This is a genomic window from Burkholderia pulmonis, from assembly GCF_984667975.1.
Genome location: NZ_OZ480188.1, coordinates 34,536 through 58,075 on the forward strand (window position 1 = coordinate 34,536; position 23,540 = coordinate 58,075).

21 protein-coding genes are annotated in these 23,540 nt (G+C 70.2%); 18 read left to right on the forward strand and 3 right to left on the reverse strand.

All coding sequences use genetic code 11. The features are described from left to right. The first annotated feature begins 6 nt into the window (after positions 1-6). The 15 genes from AC5LXK_RS32035 to AC5LXK_RS32105 all read left to right on the forward strand — a co-directional run bounded on the left by AC5LXK_RS32035 (position 7) and on the right by AC5LXK_RS32105 (position 16,535). Complete coding sequence (locus AC5LXK_RS32035) at positions 7-1,269, forward strand: MFS transporter (RefSeq protein ID WP_493395082.1); 1,263 nt, start codon at positions 7-9, stop codon at positions 1,267-1,269. A 72-nt stretch (positions 1,270-1,341) separates the two neighbouring features. Further along, complete coding sequence (locus tag AC5LXK_RS32040) at positions 1,342-2,232, forward strand: amidohydrolase family protein (RefSeq protein WP_493394631.1); 891 nt, start codon at positions 1,342-1,344, stop codon at positions 2,230-2,232. Between the two features lie 8 nt (positions 2,233-2,240). Continuing rightward, on the forward strand, positions 2,241-3,128 hold the full coding sequence (locus tag AC5LXK_RS32045) for an isocitrate lyase/PEP mutase family protein (protein WP_493394632.1): 888 nt from the start codon (positions 2,241-2,243) through the stop codon (positions 3,126-3,128). Between the two features lie 64 nt (positions 3,129-3,192). After that, a complete protein-coding gene (locus AC5LXK_RS32050; protein WP_493394633.1) occupies positions 3,193-4,521 on the forward strand; it encodes an MFS transporter in 1,329 nt (442 codons plus the stop codon). 174 nt (positions 4,522-4,695) lie between these two features. Next, positions 4,696-6,108, forward strand: a complete 1,413-nt coding sequence (locus AC5LXK_RS32055) for a KamA family radical SAM protein (RefSeq protein ID WP_493394634.1) — start codon at positions 4,696-4,698, stop codon at positions 6,106-6,108. After that, entirely contained in the window at positions 6,105-7,250 is a 1,146-nt protein-coding gene (locus AC5LXK_RS32060; RefSeq protein WP_493394635.1) for an NAD(P)/FAD-dependent oxidoreductase, read from the forward strand. Before AC5LXK_RS32055 ends, AC5LXK_RS32060 begins: the two co-directional genes overlap by 4 nt. Next, positions 7,247-8,602: a lysine N(6)-hydroxylase/L-ornithine N(5)-oxygenase family protein gene (locus AC5LXK_RS32065; RefSeq protein ID WP_493394636.1), complete on the forward strand. Its 1,356-nt coding sequence runs from the start codon at positions 7,247-7,249 to the stop codon at positions 8,600-8,602. The genes AC5LXK_RS32060 and AC5LXK_RS32065 overlap by 4 nt, the downstream gene beginning before the upstream one ends. A gap of 14 nt (positions 8,603-8,616) precedes the next feature. Then, complete coding sequence (locus tag AC5LXK_RS32070; protein WP_493394637.1) at positions 8,617-9,882, forward strand: ATP-grasp domain-containing protein; 1,266 nt, start codon at positions 8,617-8,619, stop codon at positions 9,880-9,882. A 13-nt stretch (positions 9,883-9,895) separates the two neighbouring features. Further along, positions 9,896-11,491: a methionine--tRNA ligase gene (locus tag AC5LXK_RS32075; protein WP_493394638.1), complete on the forward strand. Its 1,596-nt coding sequence runs from the start codon at positions 9,896-9,898 to the stop codon at positions 11,489-11,491. Further along, a complete protein-coding gene (locus AC5LXK_RS32080) occupies positions 11,488-12,669 on the forward strand; it encodes a CaiB/BaiF CoA transferase family protein (RefSeq protein ID WP_493394639.1) in 1,182 nt (393 codons plus the stop codon). The genes AC5LXK_RS32075 and AC5LXK_RS32080 overlap by 4 nt, the downstream gene beginning before the upstream one ends. After that, entirely contained in the window at positions 12,656-13,006 is a 351-nt protein-coding gene (locus AC5LXK_RS32085; protein ID WP_493394640.1) for a cupin domain-containing protein, read from the forward strand. Before AC5LXK_RS32080 ends, AC5LXK_RS32085 begins: the two co-directional genes overlap by 14 nt. After that, complete coding sequence (locus AC5LXK_RS32090) at positions 12,996-14,150, forward strand: NAD(P)/FAD-dependent oxidoreductase (protein WP_493394641.1); 1,155 nt, start codon at positions 12,996-12,998, stop codon at positions 14,148-14,150. Before AC5LXK_RS32085 ends, AC5LXK_RS32090 begins: the two co-directional genes overlap by 11 nt. Then, entirely contained in the window at positions 14,102-15,025 is a 924-nt protein-coding gene (locus AC5LXK_RS32095; protein WP_493394642.1) for an AEC family transporter, read from the forward strand. Before AC5LXK_RS32090 ends, AC5LXK_RS32095 begins: the two co-directional genes overlap by 49 nt. A gap of 69 nt (positions 15,026-15,094) precedes the next feature. Continuing rightward, the gene (locus AC5LXK_RS32100; protein ID WP_493394643.1) at positions 15,095-16,006 is read left to right on the forward strand and encodes an amidohydrolase family protein; all 912 of its coding nucleotides are present in this window, start codon (positions 15,095-15,097) and stop codon (positions 16,004-16,006) included. 58 nt (positions 16,007-16,064) lie between these two features. Beyond that, entirely contained in the window at positions 16,065-16,535 is a 471-nt protein-coding gene (locus AC5LXK_RS32105) for a hypothetical protein (protein ID WP_493394644.1), read from the forward strand. A gap of 52 nt (positions 16,536-16,587) precedes the next feature. Here AC5LXK_RS32105 and AC5LXK_RS32110 read toward each other — a convergent pair whose 3' ends face one another. Next, complete coding sequence (locus tag AC5LXK_RS32110) at positions 16,588-18,288, reverse strand: dihydroxyacetone kinase family protein (protein ID WP_493394645.1); 1,701 nt, start codon at positions 18,286-18,288, stop codon at positions 16,588-16,590. A 239-nt stretch (positions 18,289-18,527) separates the two neighbouring features. Next, entirely contained in the window at positions 18,528-19,670 is a 1,143-nt protein-coding gene (locus AC5LXK_RS32115) for a sigma-54 interaction domain-containing protein (RefSeq protein WP_493394646.1), read from the reverse strand. A 478-nt stretch (positions 19,671-20,148) separates the two neighbouring features. On the opposite strand from AC5LXK_RS32115, the gene msuE reads away from it, so the two are divergent. Then, a complete protein-coding gene (gene msuE / locus AC5LXK_RS32120; protein WP_493394647.1) occupies positions 20,149-20,709 on the forward strand; it encodes an FMN reductase in 561 nt (186 codons plus the stop codon). A 35-nt stretch (positions 20,710-20,744) separates the two neighbouring features. Then, positions 20,745-21,848 carry a dimethylsulfone monooxygenase SfnG gene (gene sfnG, locus AC5LXK_RS32125; RefSeq protein WP_493394648.1) on the forward strand — a complete coding sequence of 368 codons (1,104 nt, stop codon included), beginning with the start codon at positions 20,745-20,747 and terminating at the stop codon, positions 21,846-21,848. Positions 21,849-21,908: 60 nt separating this feature from the next. Here sfnG and AC5LXK_RS32130 read toward each other — a convergent pair whose 3' ends face one another. Continuing rightward, positions 21,909-22,556 (reverse strand): LysE family translocator, encoded by a 648-nt coding sequence (locus AC5LXK_RS32130; RefSeq protein WP_493394649.1) that lies wholly within the window; start codon positions 22,554-22,556, stop codon positions 21,909-21,911. Between the two features lie 111 nt (positions 22,557-22,667). Here AC5LXK_RS32130 and AC5LXK_RS32135 point away from each other — a divergent pair, with 111 nt between their 5' ends. Beyond that, entirely contained in the window at positions 22,668-23,519 is an 852-nt protein-coding gene (locus AC5LXK_RS32135) for a LysR substrate-binding domain-containing protein (RefSeq protein WP_493394650.1), read from the forward strand. The last annotated feature ends 21 nt before the right edge of the window (positions 23,520-23,540 follow it).

A 23,540-nucleotide genomic window follows, 5' to 3' on the forward strand; every position in this document is an offset into this window, starting at 1 on the left:
AACTGGATGCGCGAACTCTCGACGACCGAACGGCGCACGTTGCGCGGCTGCTTTGCCGGCTGGGCGCTCGACGGCCTCGACACCCAGATGTTCAGCCTCGTGATCCCGGCGCTGCTCGCGACCTGGAGCATCGGCAAGGGGCAGGCCGGGCTGATCGGCGGCGCGACGCTCGTGTCGGGCGCGCTCGGTGGCCTGCTGGCCGGCGTGATCGCCGATCGCTACGGGCGCGTGCGGGCGCTGCAGATCACCGTGTGCTGGTTCTCCGCCTTCACGTTCCTGAGCGCATTCGCGCAGAACTTCGAACAGTTGCTGGTGCTGAAGGCGCTGCAGGGGCTCGGTTTCGGCGGCGAATGGACCGCGGGCGCGGTGCTGCTCGCGGAGACGGTCGGCGCGCGTCATCGCGGCAAGGCGATGGGCGTCGTGCAGAGCGCATGGGGATTCGGCTGGGGCGCGGCGGTGCTGCTGTACATGATCGTGTTCGCGTGGCTGCCGGCCGAATGGGCATGGCGCGTGCTGTTCGCGATCGGCGCGCTGCCCGCGCTGCTGGTGCTGTATATCCGCCGCTCGATTCCCGAGCCGCCGCGCGCGCAGCCGGCGCCTGCCCACGCGGACGATGGGCCGACGGTCGGCATCTTCGACCGGTCGGTGCTGCGTGCGACGGTGGTGGGCGGCCTGATCGGCGTCGGTGCGCATGGCGGCTATCACGCGATCACGATCTGGCTGCCGACCTACCTGAAGACCGAGCGGCACCTGTCGGTGCTCGGCACCGGCGCGTATCTCGCGGTCGTGATCGTCGCGTTCATCTGCGGCTGCTTCCTGAGCGCGTACCTGCAGGACCGGATCGGCCGGCGCCGCAACGTGATGCTGTTCGCCGCGTGTTGCGCGGTGATGGTGAACCTGTATGTGTTCCTGCCGCTGAACGACGTCGCGATGCTGCTGCTCGGGTTTCCGCTCGGGCTGTGCTCGGCCGGCATCCCGGCGACGCTCGGCACGTTGTTCAACGAGCTGTATCCGCAGAACGTGCGCGGGCGCGGCGTCGGCTTCTGCTACAACTTCGGCCGCATCGTGTCGGCGATCTTTCCGGTGCTGGTCGGACGCATGGGCGAATCGCTGTCGCTCGGCACGGCGCTCGGCATCGATGCGGGCATCGCGTACGGGCTGGTCGTGATCGCGGTGTGGTTCCTGCCGGAAACGCGCGGGCGCCGCCTGCCCGACGCGGCCGCCGGGCCGGGCGCCGACGGCGACGCACGCGCCGGCGCATCGCTGTAGTTTTCGTCTTTCGTTCATTCCGTCGCCTGGCGCCCGCAGCCCGGGCCGGGCTCCTCTTGCAGGCAAGTCGTCATGGATCGAGCAGTGAATCCGCCGGTCGAACCGGTTTCAGCGGCGCAGGACACGGCCGCGTGGTACGCAACGGCGGCCGCCGTCGCGGCGGTCGATGCGCATGCGCACGTGTTTGCGCGCGGCCTGCCGCTTGCGCCGGTCGTGCGCCACGCGCCCGATTACGATGCGTCGCTCGACGCGTACGTCGCGCATCTCGCCGCGCACGGCATCACGCACGCGGTGCTGGTGCAGCCGAGCTTTCTCGGCACCGACAACGCGTTCTTCGTCGACGTGCTGCGGCGCTACCCGAACCGCTTTCGCGGCGTCGCGGTCGTCGATCCGGTGATCGACGACGATGCGCTCGCCGCGCTGGACCGCGCGGGCGTCGCGGGCATGCGGCTCAACCTGGTCGGCCTGCCGATTCCGGATTTCGGCACGCGCGTCTGGCGCGCACTGTTCGCGCGCATCAACGCGCTCGGCTGGCATGTCGAGATCCATCGCGACGCGGCCGACCTGCATGCGATCGCCGCGAGCCTGCTCGCGCAATCGTGCACGCTCGTGATCGACCATTTCGGCCGCCCGTCGCCGACGCTCGGCGAGCGCGATCCCGGCTTCCGTCACCTGCTGTCGCTCGCCGATACCGGGCGCGTGTGGGTCAAGCTGTCGGCCGCCTACCGCAACAGCCTGGCCGGCGACGGCACCGATGCCGCGCTCGGCGCCGCGCAGGCGTTGCGCACGGCGTTCACGGCCGAGCGGCTCGTGTGGGGCAGCGACTGGCCGCATACGCAGCATCGCGAGCGCGTCGATTTCGCTGCAACCTGCGCGGCGCTCGAACGCTGGCTGCCCGACTCCGGCGAGCGCACGCGCGTGCTGCGCGACTCGCCGCGAACCCTGTTCCGTTTCGACCAATGAGGCCCTGCATGACCGATCAAACCGCCCTTCGTCGCGCCGCGTTCCGGCGCAGCATCGCCGCCCGCCAGGGGCTGCTCGTCGCCGGCACGTTCAATGCGCTGAGCGCGCGGATCGCCGCCGATCTCGGCTTCGGCGCGCTGTACCTGAGCGGCGCCGGCGTCACCAACATGTCGCTCGGCCTGCCGGATCTCGGATTCGTCGGGCTCGGCGAGCTGGCCGAGCACACCGCGCGCGTGCGCGGCGCCGTCGACCTGCCGCTGATGGTCGATGCCGATACCGGTTTCGGCAACGCGCTGAACGTGCTGCACACGGTCCGCACGCTCGAACGCAGCGGCGCCGACGCGATCCAGCTCGAGGATCAGGTGCTGCCGAAGAAATGCGGTCACTTCGCGGGCAAGGAGGTGATTCCGGCCGCGGAAATGGTCGGCAAGCTGAAGGCGGCCGTCGACGCGCGCGTCGACCCGAACCTGCTGATCGTCGCCCGCACCGATGCGGCCGCCGTGCACGGCATCGACGACGCGATCGAGCGCGCGCACCGCTATGCGGCGGCCGGCGCCGACGTGCTGTTCATCGAGGCGATGGACACGCCGGAGGACGTCGAACGGCTGCCCGCGCTGTTCGATACGCCGCAGCTCATCAACATCGTGATCGGCGGCAAGACGCCGACGCGCTCGCGCGACGCGCTGGCGCGCCTCGGTTACGGCATCGTGCTGTATGCGAACGCGGCGCTGCAGGGCGCCGTGCACGGGATGCAGGCCGCGCTGACGGAATTGCGCGATACGGGCCGGCTCGACGAAAACCCCGCGCTCGTCGCGCCGTTCGCCGAACGGCAGCGGCTCGTCGACAAGGCGCGCTTCGACGCGCTCGACGCACGCTACGCGGCCGGGCAGCCGTAACGCCGGCACGCGGCACGGGCGGCCGCATGCCGGCCGCCCGATACAGAACAGACAGGAGACAACCGTGGCAACTTCCCCAACCGGGGCGGCCGATGCGCCGCCGCGCATCGGCTCGATCGTCGGCGGACTGGCCGGCAACCTGATCGAGTGGTACGACTTTCTCGCGTACAGCATCTTCTCGATCTACTTCGCGCCGTCGTTCTTTCCGGCCGACCGGCCGACCGTGCAACTGATGAACACCGCGGCGATTGCTGCGGTCGGCTACGTCGCGCGGCCCGCGGGGAGCTGGCTCGTCGGCCTGTACGCGGACCGGCACGGGCGCAAGGCCGCGCTGACGAAATCGGTGCTCGCGATGTGCGCGGGCTCGATGCTGATCGCCGTCACGCCCGGCTATGCGACGATCGGCATGCTCGCGCCGGCGCTGCTCGTGGCCGCGCGCCTGCTGCAGGGCCTCAGCATGGGCGGCGAATACGGCACCAGCGCGACCTACCTGAGCGAGATCGCGCCGCCGAACCGGCGCGGCTTCTACGTCGGCTTCCTGCAGGTGAGCGTGGTGGCCGGCCAGCTCGTCGCGCTCGGGCTGATGCTCGCGATGCAGCGGATCTTCGCCGGCACGCATGACATCGAACGCTGGGGTTGGCGGATTCCGTTCTTCGTCGGCGGCGTGCTCGCGCTGTTCGCGCTGTACATGCGCCGCAACGTCGTCGAGAGCGACGCGTTCGTCGCGAGCCGGGCGCGCGCGGCGAAGACGCGCGTGACGGCCGACCTCGCCGCCCACTGGCGCGAGCTGCTGCTCGCGATCGGCATCACGATCGGCGGCACCGTCGCGTTCTATACGTACACCGTCTACATGCAGAAATACCTGGTCAACTCCGTCGGCCTGCACAAGGAAACGGCGACCTGGATCTGCACGCTCGCGCTGCTGCTGTACATGCCGCTGCAACCGCTGTTCGGCCTCGTGTCGGATCGCGTCGGGCGCCGGCCGGTGCTGCTGTGGTTCGGGCTCGGCGGCGCGCTGCTGTCGGTGCCGATCTTCACGACGCTCGCGCACGTGCACGATCCGCTCGCCGCGTTCGCGCTGGTGTTCGCGGGGCTCGTCGTGCTGAGCGGATTCACGTCGGTCCACATGCTGGTCAAGGCCGAGCTGTTTCCGCCGCAGATCCGCGCGCTGGCGGTCGGGCTGCCGTATGCGCTGACGACGGCGATCCTCGGCGGCACGACCGAATTCGTCGCGCTGCGGCTGAAGGCGAGCGGCAACGAGACGATGTTCTTCTGGTACGTGGCGGCCTGCGCGGCGATCTCGCTGATCGTGTACTGGCGGATGCCGGAAACCCATCCGGCGAAGCGCGCGCGGGCGGCGCGGCAGGCGGTGGGCGCCGCCGCACCCCGCTGAATTGGTGCGAAGCCGCATGCGAAACGCTTATGGATAAATAACACGGCGGTAATGCTTCGCCGCGGCGATTGCTTCTAGTATCTGCAGAACGCCGACGGGCTGCCTGGCCGTCGGCGGCGAGCAGACGAGACACACGACATACATTAGTACATCTAAAAAAATGGAGTCGAGTCAATGATCGAACTATCCGAGGGCCAACGGATATCCTTGCGTGACGGCGTGCCGGGCGGTGCGCCGCCGCGACCGTCGATTCCGGTCCATCCCGTATTCAAGGCGTACAACCGGTCGAAGCTGGACGACATTCCGCAGCTCGCGATGCTGCCGCCGACGATGCGCGAGCAGATCGGGCTGGTGGCGCGTGTGCTGCCGTTCAAGGTCAACCGTTATGTCGTCGAGCAGTTGATCGACTGGACGGACGTCCCGGACGATCCGCTGTTCCGGCTGACGTTTCCGCAACCCGACATGCTCACGCCCGACGATCTCGCGGAGCTGGCCGCGCTGTCGCGTGACGCGGCGCACCAGCCGGAGCTGGACGCGCTGGTCGCGCGCCTGCGCGCCCGGATGAATCCGCATCCGGCCGACCAGCGGCTCAACGAGCCGGCGCTCGACGGCGAGCACTGCCCGGGCATCCAGCACAAGTATGCGCAGACGGTGCTGTACTTTCCGAGCCACGGGCAGACCTGCCATGCGTATTGCACGTTCTGCTTCCGCTGGCCGCAGTTCGTCGGCGACACGGCGCTGAAGTTCGCGTCGAGCGAAGCCGCGCGGCTGCATGCCTACCTGCGCGCACACGGCGAAGTGACCGACCTGCTGATGACGGGCGGCGATCCGATGGTGATGAGCGCGGCGCGCCTGCGCGAGTACCTGATGCCGCTGCTGGAGCCGGGGCTCGAGCATGTCGGCAACATCCGGATCGGCACGAAGGCGCTGACCTACTGGCCGTACCGTTTCGTCAGCGATCCGGATACGCCGGAGCTGCTCGCGCTGCTGCGCACGCTGATCGATGCCGGGCGCAACGTGACGGTCATGGCGCACCTGAACCACTGGCGCGAACTGTCGACGGAGATCGCCGAGCAGGCCGTGATGAACCTGCGCCGCATCGGCGTCGTGATCCGCTCGCAGGGGCCGGTGCTGCGCCACATCAACGACGACGCGGAAGTCTGGCGGCGCAACTGGGTCGGGCAGGTGCGCCTCGGCATCGTGCCGTACTACATGTTCGTCGAGCGCGATACGGGGCCGCGCGGTTACTTCGAATTGCCGCTCGCGCAGGCGCTCGACATCTACAACACCGCGATCGCGTCGGTGTCCGGGCTCGCGCGCAGCGCGCGCGGCCCGTCGATGAGCGCGGGCCCCGGTAAGGTCGAGGTCGCGGGCACGCTCGAACTGCACGGGCAGCGCTACTTCCTGCTGAATTTCCTGCAGGCGCGCGATCCGCGCTGGCTGCGCCGGCCGTTCCTCGCGAAGTATTCGGCGACGGCCTGCTGGCTCGACCAGCTCGAACCGCCGGATGGCGAGCCCGCGTTCTTCTTCGATGCGCCGTACCGCGCATTCGTCGACGCGCATCAGCACCAGCCGGAGCACGCATGAGGGCGCCCGGCACACGAACCGCCGACGTCGCGATCGTCGGCGGCGGCTACGCGGGCCTGTCCGCCGCGATCCACCTGGCGGAGCAGGGCGCGACGGTCGACGTCTGCGACGCCGATCCGCCCGGTGACGTTCCGAGCGCATTCAACTTCGGCTCGGTCGCGAGCGTCGCGCCGGCGCTGCCGCGCGGCCCGGTGTCGGCCGCGCACGCGCAGGCCGCCGAGCGCACGGCCGGCGAGGCCATCGCGTACCTGAAGCGCTTCGTCGACAGCCGCAACCTCGCGTGCGACTGGGCACATCCCGGCCACATCACGCTCGCGTGCGATGACGCGTCGGCGGCGCAGCTCGCGCGCCGCTTCGAGCACTACGCGGCGCAGCCGGACGCGAGCGTCGCGTGGCTCGACGCACAGGCTGTCGCCCGGGAAACCGGTGCGGCGCAGGCGGTCGCCGGGCTGCTGAACCTGCGCTTTGCGCTGATCCGGCCGCGCGCGCTCCGCGATGCGATGCGGATGCGGGCCGCGACGCTCGGCGTGCGGATCCGGCGCGGCGCGCACGTGAATGCCGTGCGGCTCGCGCCGGACGGAGTCGTGCTCGACCTCGGCGACGCGACGCTTGCCGCCGGCACCGTGCTGGTCTGCGCGGAGGACGCGTGGCCGCTGCTGCCGGCCGACATGCGCCCGCCGCTCGAGCGCTACGGCACGCACCTGCTGGCCACCCGCATCCTCGACGACGCAACGCAGCGCCGCATTTCGCGGCAGCCGCGCGTGTACGGCACGTTGTCCGCCGACAAGGACTATTTCCGGCTCGACGACAGCGGGCGACTGCTGTTCGGCAGCCGGCTCGGCCTCGCGGCCGACGTGCCGCCCGCGGGCGTCGAGGCTGCGTTGCGCGCGCGGCTGGCCGTGTATTTCCCGGCGCTCGAGCACGTGGACGTCGAGCGCGTGTGGTCCGCGCCGCTCGGCTTCACCGCGCACGGCGTGCCGCACGTCGGCACGGCCGGGCGGCTGGGCTGGTGCGGCGGCTATTGCGGCAGCGGGATCGCCACGGCGGTTCATGGCGGCGCGGCGCTGGCCGCGCGCGTGCTCGGCCAGGCCGACGACGTTGCCTTTCACGATTCGATCACCGGTGCCGGGGAGGCACGATGAACACTTTCGAATTCCAGACGCCCGACGGCGCGCAGCCGCGGGCCTTTGCCGGGGAAGAAGTCGACGTGCTCGGTATCGGCGTCGGCCCGTTCAACCTGAGCCTGGCGGCGCTGCTGGCACCGCTGGACGGCCTGCGTTCGCTGTTCGTCGAGCGCCGGCCCGAATTCCGCTGGCATCCGGGGCTGATGCTCGCCGATTCGTCGCTGACGACCAGTTTCCTGAAGGATCTCGTGACGCTGGCCGATCCGTGCAGCCGCTATTCGTTCATTGCGTTCCTGCAACGCACCGAACGGCTGTACTCGTTCGCGAATGCGCGCTTTCCGACCGTGCGCCGCCGCGAGTTCGAGCAGTACATGCAGTGGGTGTGCGCGTCGCTCGACAACCTGCGGTTCGACTGCGAAGTCGAAAGCGTCGTGCGCGACGGGCGCGCGTTGCGCGTCACGACCTCGCACGGCGTCGTGCGCACCGCGAATCTCGTGGTCGGCGTCGGCCTGCGCCCGACCGTTCCCGCGTGCGCGCGGCCGCACCTCGGCGCCGACGTGCTGCATTCGTCGCAGTTCTGCACCGCGCGGCCGGCGCTCGCCGGCCGGCGCGTCGCGATCGTCGGCGGCGGGCAGAGCGGCGCGGAGCTCGCACTGCACCTGCTCGGGCTGACGGGCGACGCGGCGCCCGCGCACATCGCGTGGCTGACGCGGCGCGAGAACTTCCTGCCGATGGACGACTCGCCGTTCGTCAACGAATGGTTCGTGCCGCAATACAACGAGCATTTCTCGCGGCTGTCGCCGGAGCGCAAGCGCGACGCGCTGGAGACGCAGCGCCTCGCGAGCGACGGCGTCACGTTGCCGCTGCTGACGGCGATTTACCAGCGGCTCTACGAGATCACGCACATTGACGGGCGCCCCGGCCACTGCGCGCTGATGCCCGGCCGCAGCATGGCGAACCTGCATCGCGCCGACGGCGGCTACGTGCTGAGCGTCGACGACGGGACCGGCGTGCATGCGCCGCTGCATGCGGACGTCGTGCTGCTCGCGACGGGCAGCGAATTCCAGATGCCCGGTGCGCTCGAAGCGCTGCGCTTCGAGATGCACACGCGCAACGGCGTGCCGGAGCTCGACGACGATTACGCGGTGCGCTGGAACCGGCCGAGCGCCGCGCGGATTTTCTTCCAGAACGCCGCGCGTACGACGCGCGGCATTGCCGACCCGAACCTGAGCCTCGCCGCGTGGCGCAGCGGCCGGATCGCGAATGCGATCGCGGGCACGTCCGTCTACGAGGTCGGCACGCCGCCGGGATTCGTCGACTGGCCGCACGGCGATGCGCCGCAGGCCGCCACCCAACAACTCGTGAACTGACAGGAGCACCCGCCATGACCCATGCACCGGCCATGCTGTATCTCGACACGCGCGCACTTCCGGGCGAGCGGATCGCCGAAATCGACGCGGCGCGCAGCCTCGGGCTCGACCTCTACGTGGCGACGCCGACGCCGGACGCGTTCCGCTCGTTCGGCTGCGCCGGCATCATTCCGACGCGGCTCGGCGATTACGATGCCGCCGAGCGGACGATCCTCGACTACCTGCGCGAACATCGCGTCGAGCTGTCCGGCGTCGTCGCGTGGAAGGATCTCGAAGTCGTGCTCGCGAGCCGGCTGTCGCACCGGCTCGGCCTGCGCGGCACGACGCCGGACGCCGCGCTCAACGTGCGCGACAAGGCCGCGACCCGCCGCGTGCTCGATGCGGTGCCGAACGCGAACCCGCGCTATGCGGTGGTCAGCAGCGAAGCCGAATTCACGGCCGCGCTGAAGCGGATCGGCGCGCCCGCGCTGCTGAAGCCGGCCGGCAACTCAGGCAGCCGCGGCATCTTTCCGGTCGATGCGCACGCCGATCCCGTCGAAGTCTATCGCGCGTTTCGCGCGTACAACTCGCCGGAGAAGGGCGAGATGTTCAGCCTCTACGGCGATCACGCGCTGCTCGAGGAGCAACTGACGGGCAGCGAGCATTCGGTGTCCGGCGTCGTCGCGCAGGGGCGCGTCGCGATCAACGCGATCATCGACAAGACCTTCGACCGGTCGATCCCGATCCAGTACGAGAACGTGACGCCGTCGCTGCTGCCGGCCGATACGCAGGCAGCGATTCGCGACATGGTGCGCGCGGGCGTCGCGGCCACGGGCATCGACTGGTGCGGCTTCCATGCGGACGTGATGGTGACGCGCGACGGCCCGAAGATTCTCGAGATCGGCGGGCGGCTCGGCGGCGAATTCATCAACTCGCACCTGATCCCGTACAGCGTCGCGGGCTTCTCGTCGTACCGCACGGTGCTCGATCTCGCGCGCGGCGCGATCGACGGCCCGCTCGACGACCGGCTCGGCACCGCATCGACGCGCGCGGGCCAGCGCATCGTGATGCCGCCGGGGCTCGGCCGCATCGTCCGCGTCGAGGGCTTCGAGCGGCTGTGGCGGCGGCCGGAGCTGCGCTTCCTGCAGGTCGTCGCCGGCAAGGGCGCGCAGATGGCGTTGCCGAAGGACGTGTTCAAGGCGTACGAGATCGCGTACCTGATCGCGCAGTGCGAGCTCGACCGCGACATCGTGGCGCTGCTGCGCGAGCTCGCGGCCGACGTGACCGTCACGCTGGACTGACCCGGAGACCCTCATGGCGATCGACACGAACCGCACCCCGCGCCACTACCTGCTCGTCCCGGCGATGCCGGCGCCGAACGGGCGCCTGCACCTCGGTCACATCGCGGGCCCGTACCTGCGGCTCGACATGCTTGCGCGCCACCTGCGCAGCCGCGGCGAGGTCGCGCGCATCGCGTGCGCGAGCGATCCGTACGATTCCTACATCCCGCTGCGCGCCGGGCAGGCCGGCCTCGATGCGGCGGCGCTCGCGCGGCAGAGCTGCGCGGGCATCGTCGATGATCTCGCCGCGATGAACATCGACGTCGACCTGTTCGTCGATCCGCTCGGCGACGCGCATCACGACGCGTACCTCGCCGCGCACGACGGGCTCGTCGCGCGGCTGGCCGCGCAGCGGCGCGTGTCGACGGTGCGCGAGCGCCTGCCGTATTCGGCCGCGCGCGACAGCTACGTGACCGGCAGTTTCCTGCTCGGCCGCTGCCCGCAGTGCGCGCGCGACGTGTCGGGATTCTTCTGCGAGGACTGCGGCGCGCATTTCCAGCCGGAAGACGTGCGCGAACCGACGGCGCGCTGGGGCGAGACGCTCGCGATGCGTGAGCAGGACAACCTGTTCTTCGACATCGCGGATCCCGCCGCGCTGGTCGCGCAGCTGGTCGGCACCGCAACCGCGCCGGTGTTCGTCGATATCGCGCGCCGCCATCTCGCGCACGACGGCGCGCGTTTCCGCCTGACGAGCCACGCGGGCTGGGGGCTGCCGTACGCGCTCGACGGCGCGCCGCGCACGCTGTTCGGGCACGGGCTGCTGTTCGGCGCGATCCGCTTCGTCGGCGATCTCTATGCGCGCCGGCACGGGCTGCACGCGAACCCGTTCGATCGCGACTCGGACGTGATCACCGTCAACGGATTCGGAATCGACAACTGCGTGTCGCACCTGGTCGGCATCCAGGCGATGGCGATGGCCGACGGCGTGTCGAAGCCGTTCGACCGCTTCGTGATCAATCACTTCTACACGCTGGAAGGGCGCAAGTTCTCGACGAGCCTGCGCTGGGCGATCTGGGTCGAGGATCTCGCGGCCCGCACGCGCGTGCCGGCCGACGCGGTGCGCTTCTTCGTCGCGTCGACCAATCCGGTCGATGCACGCACCGACTTCGACCGCGACGCGTTCTGCCGCTTCGTGAACGGGCCGTACGCGACCGTGCGGCGGCACGTGGCCGAGTCGATCGGCGGCCCGCTCGCGGCACGCGTGCCGGGCGACGAGACGACGCGGGCGGCCGAGGCGGCGTGGCGCGATGCGCAGCGCGCGATGGATTTCGCGACGTTCGACCCGACGGCGCTGGCCGGTCTCGTCGAGCGCTGGAGCGCGCGCTTCGACGGCGCGCGCGCGGCCGGTGACCTGTACGGCTGGACGAAGGGTTTCGCACTGCTCGCGTGGCCGCTGATGCCGGCGCTCGCGCAGACCGCGTGGCGCGCGCTCGGGTTGCGCGGCGAGCCGAACGCGGGCGACTTCGCGCGGCTGTCGGCGCCGGTCGTCACGCCGCTGGCGAGCTTCGACCCGGTCGTGCCCGGGGATCTGGCGGCGGTCCTGCCGTCCGGCATGCAGGAGGTCGCATGATGGAAGGCGCACTCGAAGGGCTCGTGATCGTCGACCTGACGCGCGTGCTGGCCGGCCCGTTCTGCACGATGCTGCTGGCCGATCACGGCGCGCGCGTGATCAAGGTCGAGCGGCCGTCGACCGGCGACGACGCACGCGCGTACGGCCCGTGGTACGGCAGCAAGTCCGCGTATTTCGCATCGCTCAACCGCGGCAAGGAGAGCATCGCGCTCGACCTGAAGGATCCGTCCGACCGCCGCGTGCTCGACGCGCTGCTCGAGAAGGCCGACGTCGTCACCGAGAACTTCCGGCCCGGCACGATGGCGCGCATCGGCTACGACTGGGACACGCTGCACGCGCGCTTTCCGCGCCTGATCTACGGCAGCGCATCGGGGTTCGGCCACACCGGGCCGTACCGCGACCACCGTGCGTACGACATGATCGTCCAGGGGCTCGGCGGGATCATGAGCGTGACGGGCGAGCCCGGGCGCATGCCCGTGCGGGTGGGGCCGTCGATCGGCGATCTCGCGGCCGGCCTGTTCCTGACGACCGGGCTGCTGATGGCGCTCGTGCGGCGCGGCCGCACCGGGCAGGGCTCGAAGGTCGACATTGGCATGTTCGACTGCCAGCTCGCGCTGATGGAGTATTTCATCGGCCGCTACTTCGCGACCGGCGAAGTCACGGGGCCGGTCGGCAGCTATCGGCCGGCGATCGCGCCGCCGTTCGGCGTCTACCGCGCGGCGGACGGCCCGCTCATCATCGCGGCCGGCAACGACAAGCTGTTCCGGCTGCTGTGCGATGCGCTCGGCGTGCCGGCGCTCGCGGCCGATCCGCGTTTCGCGGGCGGCGAGGCGCGCAAGGATCATGAGGCCGAACTCGAAAGCACGCTCAACGGCCTGCTGGCGGCGCACGGCGTCGAGACCTGGTGCGAGCGCTTCGCGCGCGCGGGGCTGCCGGCCGGCCCGATCAACCGGGTCGACCAGGCCGTCGTTCATCCGCAGACGGCCGCGCGCAACATGCTGATCGACGTCGACGATCCCGACGTCGGCCCGTACCGGCTCGTCGGGACGCCGATCAAGATCTCGGGCTGCCCCGATCCGGCCACGCGCCGGGCCGCGCCGGCGCTCGATCGCGACCGCGATGCGATTCTCGCGGAACTGGGCCTCGTCGGCGAGGAGGCGAACGATGAACGCGCGTAGGTTTCCGCATGTCGGCGCATTGCCGCCGGAGTCGCATGTGCCGGGCGTCGTGTTGCGCCAGGCCGATTTCGCCGGGCTCGGCGACGGCGAGATTCCGTTTCGCGGCGGCTTGTTCACGGTCGAGCCGAACTGCACGTCGCGGCTGGACGTTCACGCGGTACGCGAATGCTGGATGATCGCGCAGGGCAGCGGCCGGCTGACCTACGACGGCGAGCCCGTGCGCGTGCAGGCCGGCGACGTGCTGTATTTCGAATCGCACCGCTCGCACCAGGTGCAGAACGACGGCGCGACGCCGCTCGTGATCAGCACCGTCTGGTGGCAGGCCGATGCGGGTTGATCTCGCGATCGTCGGTGCGGGCGTGACGGGAGCGACGATCGCGCACGTGGCGGCGCGGCATGCGGGCGCGCTGCGGATTGCCGTGTTCGATGCACGGCCGGCCGTGCAGACGGCCACCGCGTTGTCGGCCGGCGTGATCACGCCGTTCTGCGGCACCGGCGAGCGCCGCGCGCGCTCGCTGGTCGCGAATGCGTACTACGGGGCGTGGGCGCGTGCCGGGTGCTGCGTGCGCGATGCGCCGTTCGCCTTCGTTGCGGACGCACCCGACGCGGGCGGCCCGTTGCTCGCGCCGCCCGTGGCCGACGCCACGCCGAACGATGCCGCCCCCCTCGGCGCGCTGCCGGCTGGCGCGCGTCTGTGGCGCAGCGGCCGCGCGTGGCTGGTCGACGTGCCGCGGCTGGTCGCGCACTACCTGACGGGCGCGCACAGCGTCGAGCGCTTCGATGTGCCGGTCACGCACGTGACGCACGATGCCGGCGGCTGGACCGTCGTCGCTCACGGCGTGACGCTGCGCGCCGACCGGCTCGTCCGCGCCAGCGGCCCGTGGCCGGCGGTCGACGGCGAGGCTGCCGGCGACGCGCGGGCGGACATCGTGACGAAGAAGATCGTCGCGTTCGATGTCGACGGCCGCGCATTGCCGCCCGCGCCGGACGCGCCGGTCGTCTACCTGCCCGATGCGCAGGCGTTTCTCGCGCCGATGCACGCGCGGCGCGGCTGGCTGCTGAGCATCACGTCGCATGCGTGGGGCTGCGCCGCCGGCGTGCGCGTCGCACCGAGCGCCGACGAACGTGCGCTGGCGCGCACGCTGCTCGACCGTCATTTTCCGGGCCTGCGCGATGCGCATCTCGCCGCGCGCACGGCGGTCGACGGTTACACGGCCGACCGCAATCCGCGGGTCGCGCCGATCGGCCGCAACGGTTGCGCGGTGGCGGGCGCGTCGGGTTCCGGCGTGCGCTTCGCGCCGGCCCTCGCATACGAGGTGCTCGCCGCCGTCGGGCTGCCGTTCGAACCCGATCCCGCGGCGACCGCCCCCGAGCCGCCATTTCACACCCAGGCCGACCTGCCCGCTGCTTCCCTCTCCGAATCCGTCCAACCATGCATACCGAACTCGCCTGGGTCGCCGTCGCACCCGCCTTCGCCCTGATCTGCATCGGCATCGCCGTGCGCCGCATCGCGCTGGTCGATGCGGCATTCTGGCCGTCCGCCGAAAAGCTCACCCACTACGTGCTGTTTCCCGCCTTCCTCGTGCATTCGATCGGACTGGCTGGGCCGCTCGACGCGTCGTCGAAATCGACGATCGTGCTGCTGACGGGGCTCACGCTCGCGGTGCTGGCGGCCGTCGTGCTCGGCTGCCGATGGTGCGCGGTGCCGCACGCATCGTTCACGTCGATCGTCCAGGGCTCGATCCGCTTCAACAGCTACATCTTCCTGTCGGTCGCAGCGGGGTTGCTGAGCCGCGCCGACTACGGGATCGCGGCGGTCGTCGTCGCGTACATGGTCGCGATCTCGAACACGCTCGTGCTGCTGTCGTTCGAGCATGGCCAGGCCGGCGGCCGCGGGCTCGCGCGGATCGTCGGCAAGGTGGCGGCGAATCCGCTGATCGTCGCGAGCGCGTTCGGGATCGTGCTGAACCTGACCGGCTGGCGCCTGCCCGCCGCCGTGGACCAGACCGTCGACGTGCTCGGCGGCGCCGCGCTGCCGTTGAGCCTGATCTGCGTGGGCGCCGCGCTGCGGCTGCCGCTGCCGCGCAAGGAGGCGGCGCTCGTGCGTGCCGGGCTCGTGACCACCGCGATCCGGCTGGTCGGCTTTCCGCTGCTCGCGCTGAGCGCGACGAAGGCATTCGCGGTGACGCCGCTGGCGGGGAACCTGATCCTGCTCTATTCGGTGCTGCCGTGTGCGAGCAACTCGTACGTGCTGTCCACGCAGTACGGCGGCAACCATCGGCTGATGGCGTTCGTCGTCGCGCTGTCGACGGTGCTGTCGTTCGTCCCGATATTCCTCGTCGCGCGCACGATGTAGGCTGGTGCGCCGCTTCGCGGCCGGCGGGGCCGCGCCGTTCAAGACAATCAACAAATACAGGAGACACCCATGATTTCGAGGCGCTCGTTTAACCGCGCACTCGCCGGACTCGCGATGGCCGAAGTGCTTGGCGGATGTGCCGGCGCGAACCCGGGCCGACGCACGATCACCGGCGTCGACGCACACGCGCACGTTTTCCTGAAATCGCTGCCGCTCGTGCCGGGCCATCGCTACACGATCGCGTACGACGCGTCGCTCGACCAGTACCTCGCGATGCTCGATCGCCACGGCATGTCGAACGGCGTGCTGATCCAGCCGAGCTTTCTCGGCACCGACAACCGTTATCTGCTTGCCGCGCTGCGCGCGCAGCCCGAGCGCCTGCGCGGCATCGTCGTGATCGATCCCGCGCGCGATGCGGAGCAGGTGGCCGCCTGGACGCCGCTCGGCGTGCGCGGCATTCGCCTGAACCTGATCGGCGAACGCGATCCGGATTTCGCCGGCGCGGCGTGGCGTGCGCTGTTGCCGCTGCTGCGTGCGCATCGCTGGCAGGTCGAGCTGCATGCGGAAGCCGCGCGCCTGCCGACACTGATGCCGCCGCTGCTCGACGCGGGCGTCGACGTGTCGCTCGACCACTTCGGCCGGCCCGACCCGCGGCTCGGGATCGACGATCCCGGCTTCCGCTATTTGCTGACGACGGCGGCGAGCAAGCGCGTGTGGGTCAAGGTGTCGGGCGCCTACCGGAACGACCGCGCCGACCGCTGGCAGGCGTCCGGGCTGACGGCGATGCGCGCGTTGCGCGACGCGTTCGGCACGCAGCGGCTCGTGTGGGGCAGCGACTGGCCGCACGTCGGGTACGAGGCGGCCGTGAACGATGCGCTCGCGTACCAGTACATGGCGACGCTGTTGCCGGACGAGGCCGGACGCCGGCAGGTACCGGTCGATACGCCGGCGGCGCTGTACCGGTTCGACGGAAACGGTTGAGCGGGCGGCCCGGCCGCGTATGGCAGAATCGCGGCGATCCCCCGTCCGCGACGCCACCATGAACCCGACGACGCCTTCCTCCGCACCCATCCGTCCGCCGATGGGGCGCACAGCCACCGTGCTGCTGGCCGCCAGCATGCTGTTCTATCTCGTCGCGATGTTCACCGCGCCGTTTCGCACCGGCGCGCCGGACCCGCACCCGTGGGCCGATGGCTGGCAGGTGCTGCTGACGGGCTGGATGGGTGTGCTCGGCGGCATCTATGCATGGCTCGCGAACCCGCTCGTGTTCGGCGCGTGGTTACTGACCGTGAAGCGCCTGCGCGTGCAGGCGGTCGTGCTGGCCGCCCTTGCGCTGCTGTTCGGGCTGAGCTTCCTGTCGCAGCACCAGATCGTCGTCAACGAAGCCGGCAGTGTCGAGCCGGTTCATCTCGACGCGATCGGCTACTGGTGCTGGCTCGCGAGTTTCGGTGCCGCGCTGGTCGGTGCGATGTTCCTGCCCGGGCGGACAATGGGGCGCGCGGCAGGCTGACGCGCGCGGCACGGGTGGGGGCGGCCCGCATCGCGCGCCGCCGTTCGACCGTTCAGCGGACGTGCGGCTGCAACGCGCGCAGCCAGTACGACACGGCCACCGCGCCGCCGTCCGGCGTGCCGATCGCACGCTCGCCGAGATAGCTCGCGCGGCCCGCGCGCGGCGTCATGCGCGCCGTTTCCGCCGCACCCTGTTCGGCCGCCTCGACGGCCGCCGCCCACGCGCTCGCGGGGTCGCGATCGCCGTCGAGCGCACGGTCGAACGCATCGGCGGCCGGCACCAGCGCATCGAGCATCGTCCGGTCGCCCGCATGCGCGCCGCCCAGTTCGCTGATCGAATCCACCGCCGCGCGGAATGCCGCGGCCCAGTCGCGCGCCGACGGCTCGGCGAGATCGGCCAGCCGGCGCGATGCGCGCAGCAGCGCCGTTGCATAGAACGGCCCGGAGCTGCCGGCGATCGCGCGGCGCAACGCGGCGCCGAGCGCCGCGAGCGCGCCGGCCGGCGTGCCGCAGGCGGTGTCGGGCAGTTCGAGGATCGCCTGCGCGGCGCGCAGCATGCTCGCACCGAGATCGCCGTCGCCGGCCGCCGCATCGAGGTCGGTCAGTGTCTGCTCGTGGTCGATCAGCGTCTGCGCGACCGCGTGCAGCGCCGGCTGCAGGCGCGTGGCCCATGCGCGCCCGGCCGCATCGAGCGGCGCCGGCGGCGCGTCGTGCGACGCGGCCGCGGCCAGGTGGATCTGCGTGTTCACGGCGCCGCCGCCCGGCCATGCGCGCGCCTGCGTCGGCGCGTCGAGCAGCGCCGTGCGCTCGTCGTTCAGCCGCAGCACCGAGATCGAGCAGCCGGGCATGTTCAGCGCGGACAGGAACGTGCCGGCCCACGCGCGCGCGACGACGATGCCGCGCCGGCTCAGGTGGTCGTATGCGGCGCGCAGCACGATCGCGAGTTCCATGTCCGGCGTCGCGCCGAGGCCGTTGACGAACAGCGCGACGCGTTCGCCGCGGTCCAGCACGAGATCGGCGACGATGCTCGACAGCAGCGTGTCGGCCAGCGCGTCGGCCGCCAGCGGCGCGCGGCGCTCGACGCCTTTCTCGCCATGGATGCCGAGCCCGAGCTCGATCTCGTTGTCGCCGAGGCTGAAGCCGGACTTGTCGGCGCCGGGGATCGTACAGCCGTCGAGTGCGACGCCCATCGTGCCGAGTTCGGCCGCCGCGTCGCGCGCGATTCCCGCGACGCGGGCCAGCGGCAGCCCGCGCGCGGCGGCCGCGCCGGCGAGCTTGTGGATCAGCACGGTGCCGGCGATTCCGCGCCGCTGGCCGCGCTCGACGCGGCCGCGCAGCGCGACGTCGTCGGCGACGATGACCGTTTCGACCGGAATGCCTTCCGCGCGCGCGAGCTCGGCCGCGAGCCCGAAATTGAGGCGGTCGCCCGTGTAGTTCTTCACGATCAGCAGCGCGCCGTTCGGGCCGGCGCTCGCGCGGATCGCGGCGAGCACGGCGTCGGTGGACGGCGACGTGAACACTTCGCCGCACACGGCCGCGCTCAGCATCCCTTCGCCGACGTAGCCGCCGTGCGCGGGCTCGTGGCCGCTGCCGCCGCCGGACAGGATCGCGACCGGCCGCTGCGACGGGTCGGGCAACGGCTGGCGGACGAGCACGTGCTCGTCGCCGAGGATCGCGAGATGCGGCGATTGCCGCGCGATGCCTTCCAGCATTTCTCGCACGACATCGGACGGACGGTTCACAAGCTTTTTCATGGCGACGGATTCCGGACGGGTGAAAAGGGCACGGCCGGGCCCGCGCGGGCGCCGGCCGGCTTGCGTGTTGCGGAGGTGCGTGCGGAGGCCCGGTCGCCGGGCGCGGGCGGCCGCATGGCGAGCGGCCGGAGTGCGGGAGCGGCGACGAAGCATGCGCTTCGCGCCACGATACATCAGGTTCGGACGTTGCTGCACGGATCGCGGCGCGATTGCGCCGGGGCGGGGTGTGCTGCAGGCGGCTACTTTTGCGCGGCAATCTCCTTCGCCCGGATCAGCCGCGCGCGCAGCACGTTGCGGCTGATGCCGAGCAGCGCGGCGGCCTTTATCTGGTTGCGGTGGCTGAAGTCGAACGCGACGCGCATCACCGTGTCCTCGATGTGTTCGAACAGGTTGCCATGTGCGTCGTCGAACAGGTCGCGCAACGCGCTTTCGAGCGCCGCCTGCGCATCGACGGACGAATCGGCCGCGCGCGCGGCAACGGCCGGCATGCACGGCGGCGCAAGGTGCAGGTCGGTATCCTGCAAAGCATCGTGGCGGCTCACGAGCAGCGCATGATGGATCACGTTCTCCAGTTCGCGGACATTGCCGGGCCAGCCGTGAGCCATGAGCCTGCGCTCGGCGCGCGGATCGATGCCGCGCGGCCCGTCGCCGAGGCGGCTGCGGTACACGTCGAAGAAATGACGCGCGAGCGGCAGGATGTCGCCGGGGCGCTCGCGCAGTGGCGGGACCGCGAGTGGCACGACGTTGAGCCGGTAGAACAGGTCGCCGCGAAAATGCCCGGCCGCGACGGCCTGCTGCAGGTCGACGTTGGTCGCGGCGACCACGCGCACGTCGACCGGAATGCCCGTGCGCGACCCGAGCCGCACGACCTCGCGCTCCTGCAGCACGCGCAGCAGCTTCACCTGCATCGACAACGGCAGGTCGCCGATCTCGTCTAGAAACAGCGTGCCGCCGTGCGCAGCCTCGAACCAGCCGGGCTTTGCGCTGAATGCGCCGGTAAACGCCCCTTTCTCGTGACCGAACAGTTCGCTGTCGACGAGCGTTTCGGAGAACGCGCCACAATTCACCGCGACGAACGGGCCGTCGCGGCGCATGCCGAGATCGTGCACGTGGCGGGCGATCAGTTCCTTGCCGGTGCCCGTCTCGCCGGCGATCAGCACGTTCGCGTCGCTCGGCGCGACGCGGCGAACCTGTTCGAGCAGCGCGAGCGAACGCGGATCGGCGAATACCTGTGCATGCGCCGGGATCGGCGTGTGGCGTTCGGGCGGCGCGAGCGCGGGCGCCACGCGCACTGCCGCGTGAAGCACGGACGGATCGCGGGCGCGGGGCACGGCGACGACACGAAGATTGGGCGGGCGCGGCGATGCGGATATGGAAGTCATGGCGGTGAACCGTAGGATGGCCGAACGAAGCGGGCCCGCGCCGACGGGCGCAGGAATTCGGCTGCTGCGTGGTCAGCAGAGTGTTCAACGTTTCGCCGCGCGCGAAAAGCATCGATTTCTGATAACCAAAGCGCGATTGCTGCGGAACCTGCAATGGTGCGGAAAAGCGGCGGGGCCGTGACGTCATGGCGTCGCATTCGATGTCGTTGCATGCCGCTCGCTGCTGCCTGATCAGCAGCGAGCAAGCAAAAACCGCTTCACCGGGTTCATCACGCCGGGGAATATCGATGTGACGCGTGAACGGGAACGCTTGCCGCTGCAGTGCATTTGGCCGAACCCCCTCTCCCACGGGCGATGACGGAAAACTTCGTGATGCAGATGATTGCTGCACGACGAACCTGAAGCAATGGCACGTTCCTTGCTGACCCGAAACGTTATCGCCGCATCGACACGCGGCTCCACAACGGGAACGCATCGCATGAGCAACACCCTCAACGTGGTCGTGATATCGGGCAGCCTGCAACGGCCGTCGCGCACGCTGGCGCTGACCCACGAGATCGTCGCGGCACTCGGCGCCGCACTGCCGATCGACACGCGGCTGATCGAACTCGGTGAAATCGGCAGCCGGCTGGCCGGCGCGCTGACGCGCGCGCAGGTGCCGGCCGATCTGGACACGCTGATCCGCGCGATCGAGACGGCCGATGCGCTCGTCGTCGCGAGCCCCGTGTATCGCGCGTCGTACACGGGCCTCTTCAAGCACCTGTTCGACCTCGTGCGCCACGACGCACTCGTCGACGTGCCCGTGCTGCTCGCCGCCACCGGCGGCAGCGAGCGTCACGCACTCGTGATCGACCATCAACTGCGGCCGCTGTTCAGCTTCTTCCAGGCGCGCACGCTGCCGATCGGCGTGTACGCATCCGAAAGCGATTTCGACGCGTACCGGATCGCGAATCCCGCACTGCGCGAGCGCATCGCGCTCGCCGTGGATCGCGCGGTGCCGCAACTGCGTCCGCACGCCCTTTCCGCCGCGGCCGCGTAAGCCGCTTCCGTTTTCCCCTTCGACCAGGACACTTCATGAGCCTTCCCGACCCGACCGCCGACGGCGTCAAATTCGCGTACTGGGTGCCGAACGTCAGCGGCGGCCTCGTCGTCAGCACGATCGAGCAGCGCACCGACTGGAGCCTTGAATACAACCAGCAGCTCGCACGCACGGCCGAGGCGGCCGGCTTCGACTATGCGCTGAGCCAGATCCGCTTCACGGCCGGCTACGGCGCCGAATATCAGCACGAATCGGTATCGTTCAGCCAGGCGCTGCTGCACGCGACGACGAAGCTCAAGGTGCTTGCCGCAATCCTGCCGGGACCGTGGCATCCGGCCGTGGTCGCGAAGCAGCTCGCGACGATCGACCACATCTCGAACGGGCGCATCGCGATCAACGTCGTGAGCGGCTGGTTCAAGGGCGAATTCACCGCGATCGGCGAGCCGTGGCTCGAGCACGACGAACGCTACCGCCGCTCGAAGGAATTCATCCAGGCGCTGAAGGGCATCTGGACGCAGGACAACTTCACGTTCAAGGGCGACTTCTACCGCTTCAACGACTACACGCTGAGCCCGAAGCCGGTGCAGAAACCGCATCCGGAAATTTTCCAGGGCGGCAGCTCGCGCGCGGCACGCGACAACGCGGCGAGCGTGTCGGACTGGTATTTCACGAACGGCAACACGCCGGAGAACCTGAAGGCGCAGATCGACGACATTCGCGCGAAGGCGGCCGCGAACCACCATCGCGTACGCATCGGCGTCAATGCGTTCGTGATCGCGCGCGACACCGAGGAAGAGGCGAAGGCCGTGCTCGACGACATCATCCGGCACGCGCACGTCGAGGCCGTGCACGCATTCGGCGATGCGGTGAAGGAGGCCGGCAAGGCCTCGCCCGAAGGCGAGGGCAACTGGGCGAAATCGACGTTCGAGGATCTCGTTCAGTACAACGACGGCTTCCGCACGAACCTGATCGGTACGCCGCAGCAGATTGCCGAGCGGATCGTCGCGCTGAAGGCGATCGGCGTCGATCTGGTGCTGACCGGATTCCTGCACTTCATCGAGGAGGTCGAGTATTTTGGCCAGCGCGTGTTGCCGCTGGTGCGCGAACTCGAGGCGCAGCGGCAGGCCATTGCCGCGTGACGCCTGCCCGATGAAAGCCCGCGGCCCGCGATCACGCGGGCCCGCGCGGCGGCGTGACGCTCACGCGACGCCGGCCAGCTTCGACGCCTCGACCACCATCTGCACGCCGAGACTGCCGAGGATGAGACCCATCGCCCAGCGCTGCGCAAGCAGCAGCATCGGGCGGCCCTGCAGGAACTTCGCGATGCTGCTGGAGCAGATCGCCACCAGCCCGTTGGCCGACGCGAACGCGGCGATCAGCAGGGACCCGAGAAACAGCGACTGGCCGAACACGTTGCCCTGCCCGTAGTCGATGAACTGCGGCAGCAGCGACACGAACAGCATCGCGAGCTTCGGGTTCAGCACGCTGGTCGTCGCGCCCATCGCGAGCAGCCGCAGCGGCTGTTCGTTCGGCAGCGCCTTCACCTCGAACGGCGAGCGGCCGCCAGGCCGCACCGCCTGCCAGGCCAGGTACAGCAGGTAGGTGGCCCCGACCGCGCCCAGCACGCTGCCCGCATAGGGCACGCTCATGAACAGCGTCGTGATGCCGAACGCGGCGCCGAACATGTAGAACAGGTAGCCGATCATCACACCGGCGAGCGAAATGAGCCCGGCCGCCCGCCCTTGCGCGATCGAGCGCGACATCACGTAGACCATGTTCGGCCCCGGCGTGACCGCGAGCATGCCGCCGACGACGAGAAACCCGTAGAGCGATCCGGATGGTTGCATGTTTTCCGCTTCCTGCATCGATTGAGTGCTGACGGAATGCATTGTCCGGCCCTGGAGGCGAACAGTAAAACGGGATAAACTGAATCGATTAATCAGCTTTTCTGAATCGAAATGAAGAAGCTTGACCTCGACGTGCTCGCGATGGTGGTGGCCGTCGCCGAAACCGGATCGTTCGCGCAGGGCGCGCAGGCCGTGCACCGGTCGCCGTCGGCGGTGAGCATGCAGATCAGGACGCTGGAAGACGCGCTCGGCAAGCCGCTGTTCATCCGCGACACGCGCAACGTGACGGCGACCGACGACGGCAGGATGCTCGCCGAGTACGGCCGGCGGATGCTCGCGATGCGCGACGAGGCGTGGGCGTCGGTCGTGCGCCCGGAGATCCGCGGCCGCGTGACGATCGGCGTGCCCGACGACTACATTTCGTCGCTGCTGCCGCAGGTGCTCGGCAAGTTCGCCGCGATGCACCCGCGCGTGGAAGTGCGCGTGATCGGGCAGCCGAGCAGCGCGCTCGTGCCGATGCTGAAGGACAACACGGTCGACCTCGCGTGCCTCACGCGAATCAAGGGCGTGACCGGCGAGCTGATCCGGATGGAGCCGCTCGTCTGGGCCGGCTCGCCGAAGCGCAGCGTGTGGGAGGAGCGGCCGCTGCCGGTGGCCTTTTTCACGCACGGCGGCAGCATGGCGCGCGATCACGCGGTCAGGGCGCTGAACCGGCGGAAGATCCCGTACCGGATGTCGTACGAAAGCCCGAGCCACCTCGGGCTGCTGAGCATGGTGGAGGCCGGGCTCGCGGTCGCGCCGCTGGCGCGCTGCTGCATTCCGGATCACCTCGTGCAGCTTTCGGAAAGCCACGGGCTGCCGCCGCTGGGCGAGCTCGAAGTGGTGCTGGCGCGCAGCGCGCAGTCCGCGCGGCCGCCGTGCGACTACCTCGCCGAGCAGATTCTCGGCGAATGGCGCGCGTGAGCGGCACGCGGCCGGCGGCGG

What these genes read in the sequence shown, in the direction of transcription:
- AC5LXK_RS32080 (WP_493394639.1), top strand. Translation starts at nt 11,488, where the DNA reads ATGATGGAAGGCGCACTCGAAGGGCTCGTGATCGTCGACCTGACGCGC.
- AC5LXK_RS32040 (WP_493394631.1), top strand. Translation starts at nt 1,342, where the DNA reads ATGGATCGAGCAGTGAATCCGCCGGTCGAACCGGTTTCAGCGGCGCAG.
- msuE (WP_493394647.1), top strand. Translation starts at nt 20,149, where the DNA reads ATGAGCAACACCCTCAACGTGGTCGTGATATCGGGCAGCCTGCAACGG.
- AC5LXK_RS32110 (WP_493394645.1), bottom strand. Translation starts at nt 18,288, where the DNA reads ATGAAAAAGCTTGTGAACCGTCCGTCCGATGTCGTGCGAGAAATGCTG.
- AC5LXK_RS32055 (WP_493394634.1), top strand. Translation starts at nt 4,696, where the DNA reads ATGATCGAACTATCCGAGGGCCAACGGATATCCTTGCGTGACGGCGTG.
- AC5LXK_RS32130 (WP_493394649.1), bottom strand. Translation starts at nt 22,556, where the DNA reads ATGCAACCATCCGGATCGCTCTACGGGTTTCTCGTCGTCGGCGGCATG.
- AC5LXK_RS32135 (WP_493394650.1), top strand. Translation starts at nt 22,668, where the DNA reads ATGAAGAAGCTTGACCTCGACGTGCTCGCGATGGTGGTGGCCGTCGCC.
- AC5LXK_RS32060 (WP_493394635.1), top strand. Translation starts at nt 6,105, where the DNA reads ATGAGGGCGCCCGGCACACGAACCGCCGACGTCGCGATCGTCGGCGGC.
- AC5LXK_RS32095 (WP_493394642.1), top strand. Translation starts at nt 14,102, where the DNA reads ATGCATACCGAACTCGCCTGGGTCGCCGTCGCACCCGCCTTCGCCCTG.
- AC5LXK_RS32070 (WP_493394637.1), top strand. Translation starts at nt 8,617, where the DNA reads ATGACCCATGCACCGGCCATGCTGTATCTCGACACGCGCGCACTTCCG.
- AC5LXK_RS32085 (WP_493394640.1), top strand. Translation starts at nt 12,656, where the DNA reads ATGAACGCGCGTAGGTTTCCGCATGTCGGCGCATTGCCGCCGGAGTCG.
- sfnG (WP_493394648.1), top strand. Translation starts at nt 20,745, where the DNA reads ATGAGCCTTCCCGACCCGACCGCCGACGGCGTCAAATTCGCGTACTGG.
- AC5LXK_RS32045 (WP_493394632.1), top strand. Translation starts at nt 2,241, where the DNA reads ATGACCGATCAAACCGCCCTTCGTCGCGCCGCGTTCCGGCGCAGCATC.
- AC5LXK_RS32115 (WP_493394646.1), bottom strand. Translation starts at nt 19,670, where the DNA reads ATGACTTCCATATCCGCATCGCCGCGCCCGCCCAATCTTCGTGTCGTC.
- AC5LXK_RS32065 (WP_493394636.1), top strand. Translation starts at nt 7,247, where the DNA reads ATGAACACTTTCGAATTCCAGACGCCCGACGGCGCGCAGCCGCGGGCC.
- AC5LXK_RS32035 (WP_493395082.1), top strand. Translation starts at nt 7, where the DNA reads ATGCGCGAACTCTCGACGACCGAACGGCGCACGTTGCGCGGCTGCTTT.
- AC5LXK_RS32075 (WP_493394638.1), top strand. Translation starts at nt 9,896, where the DNA reads ATGGCGATCGACACGAACCGCACCCCGCGCCACTACCTGCTCGTCCCG.
- AC5LXK_RS32100 (WP_493394643.1), top strand. Translation starts at nt 15,095, where the DNA reads ATGATTTCGAGGCGCTCGTTTAACCGCGCACTCGCCGGACTCGCGATG.
- AC5LXK_RS32105 (WP_493394644.1), top strand. Translation starts at nt 16,065, where the DNA reads ATGAACCCGACGACGCCTTCCTCCGCACCCATCCGTCCGCCGATGGGG.
- AC5LXK_RS32090 (WP_493394641.1), top strand. Translation starts at nt 12,996, where the DNA reads ATGCGGGTTGATCTCGCGATCGTCGGTGCGGGCGTGACGGGAGCGACG.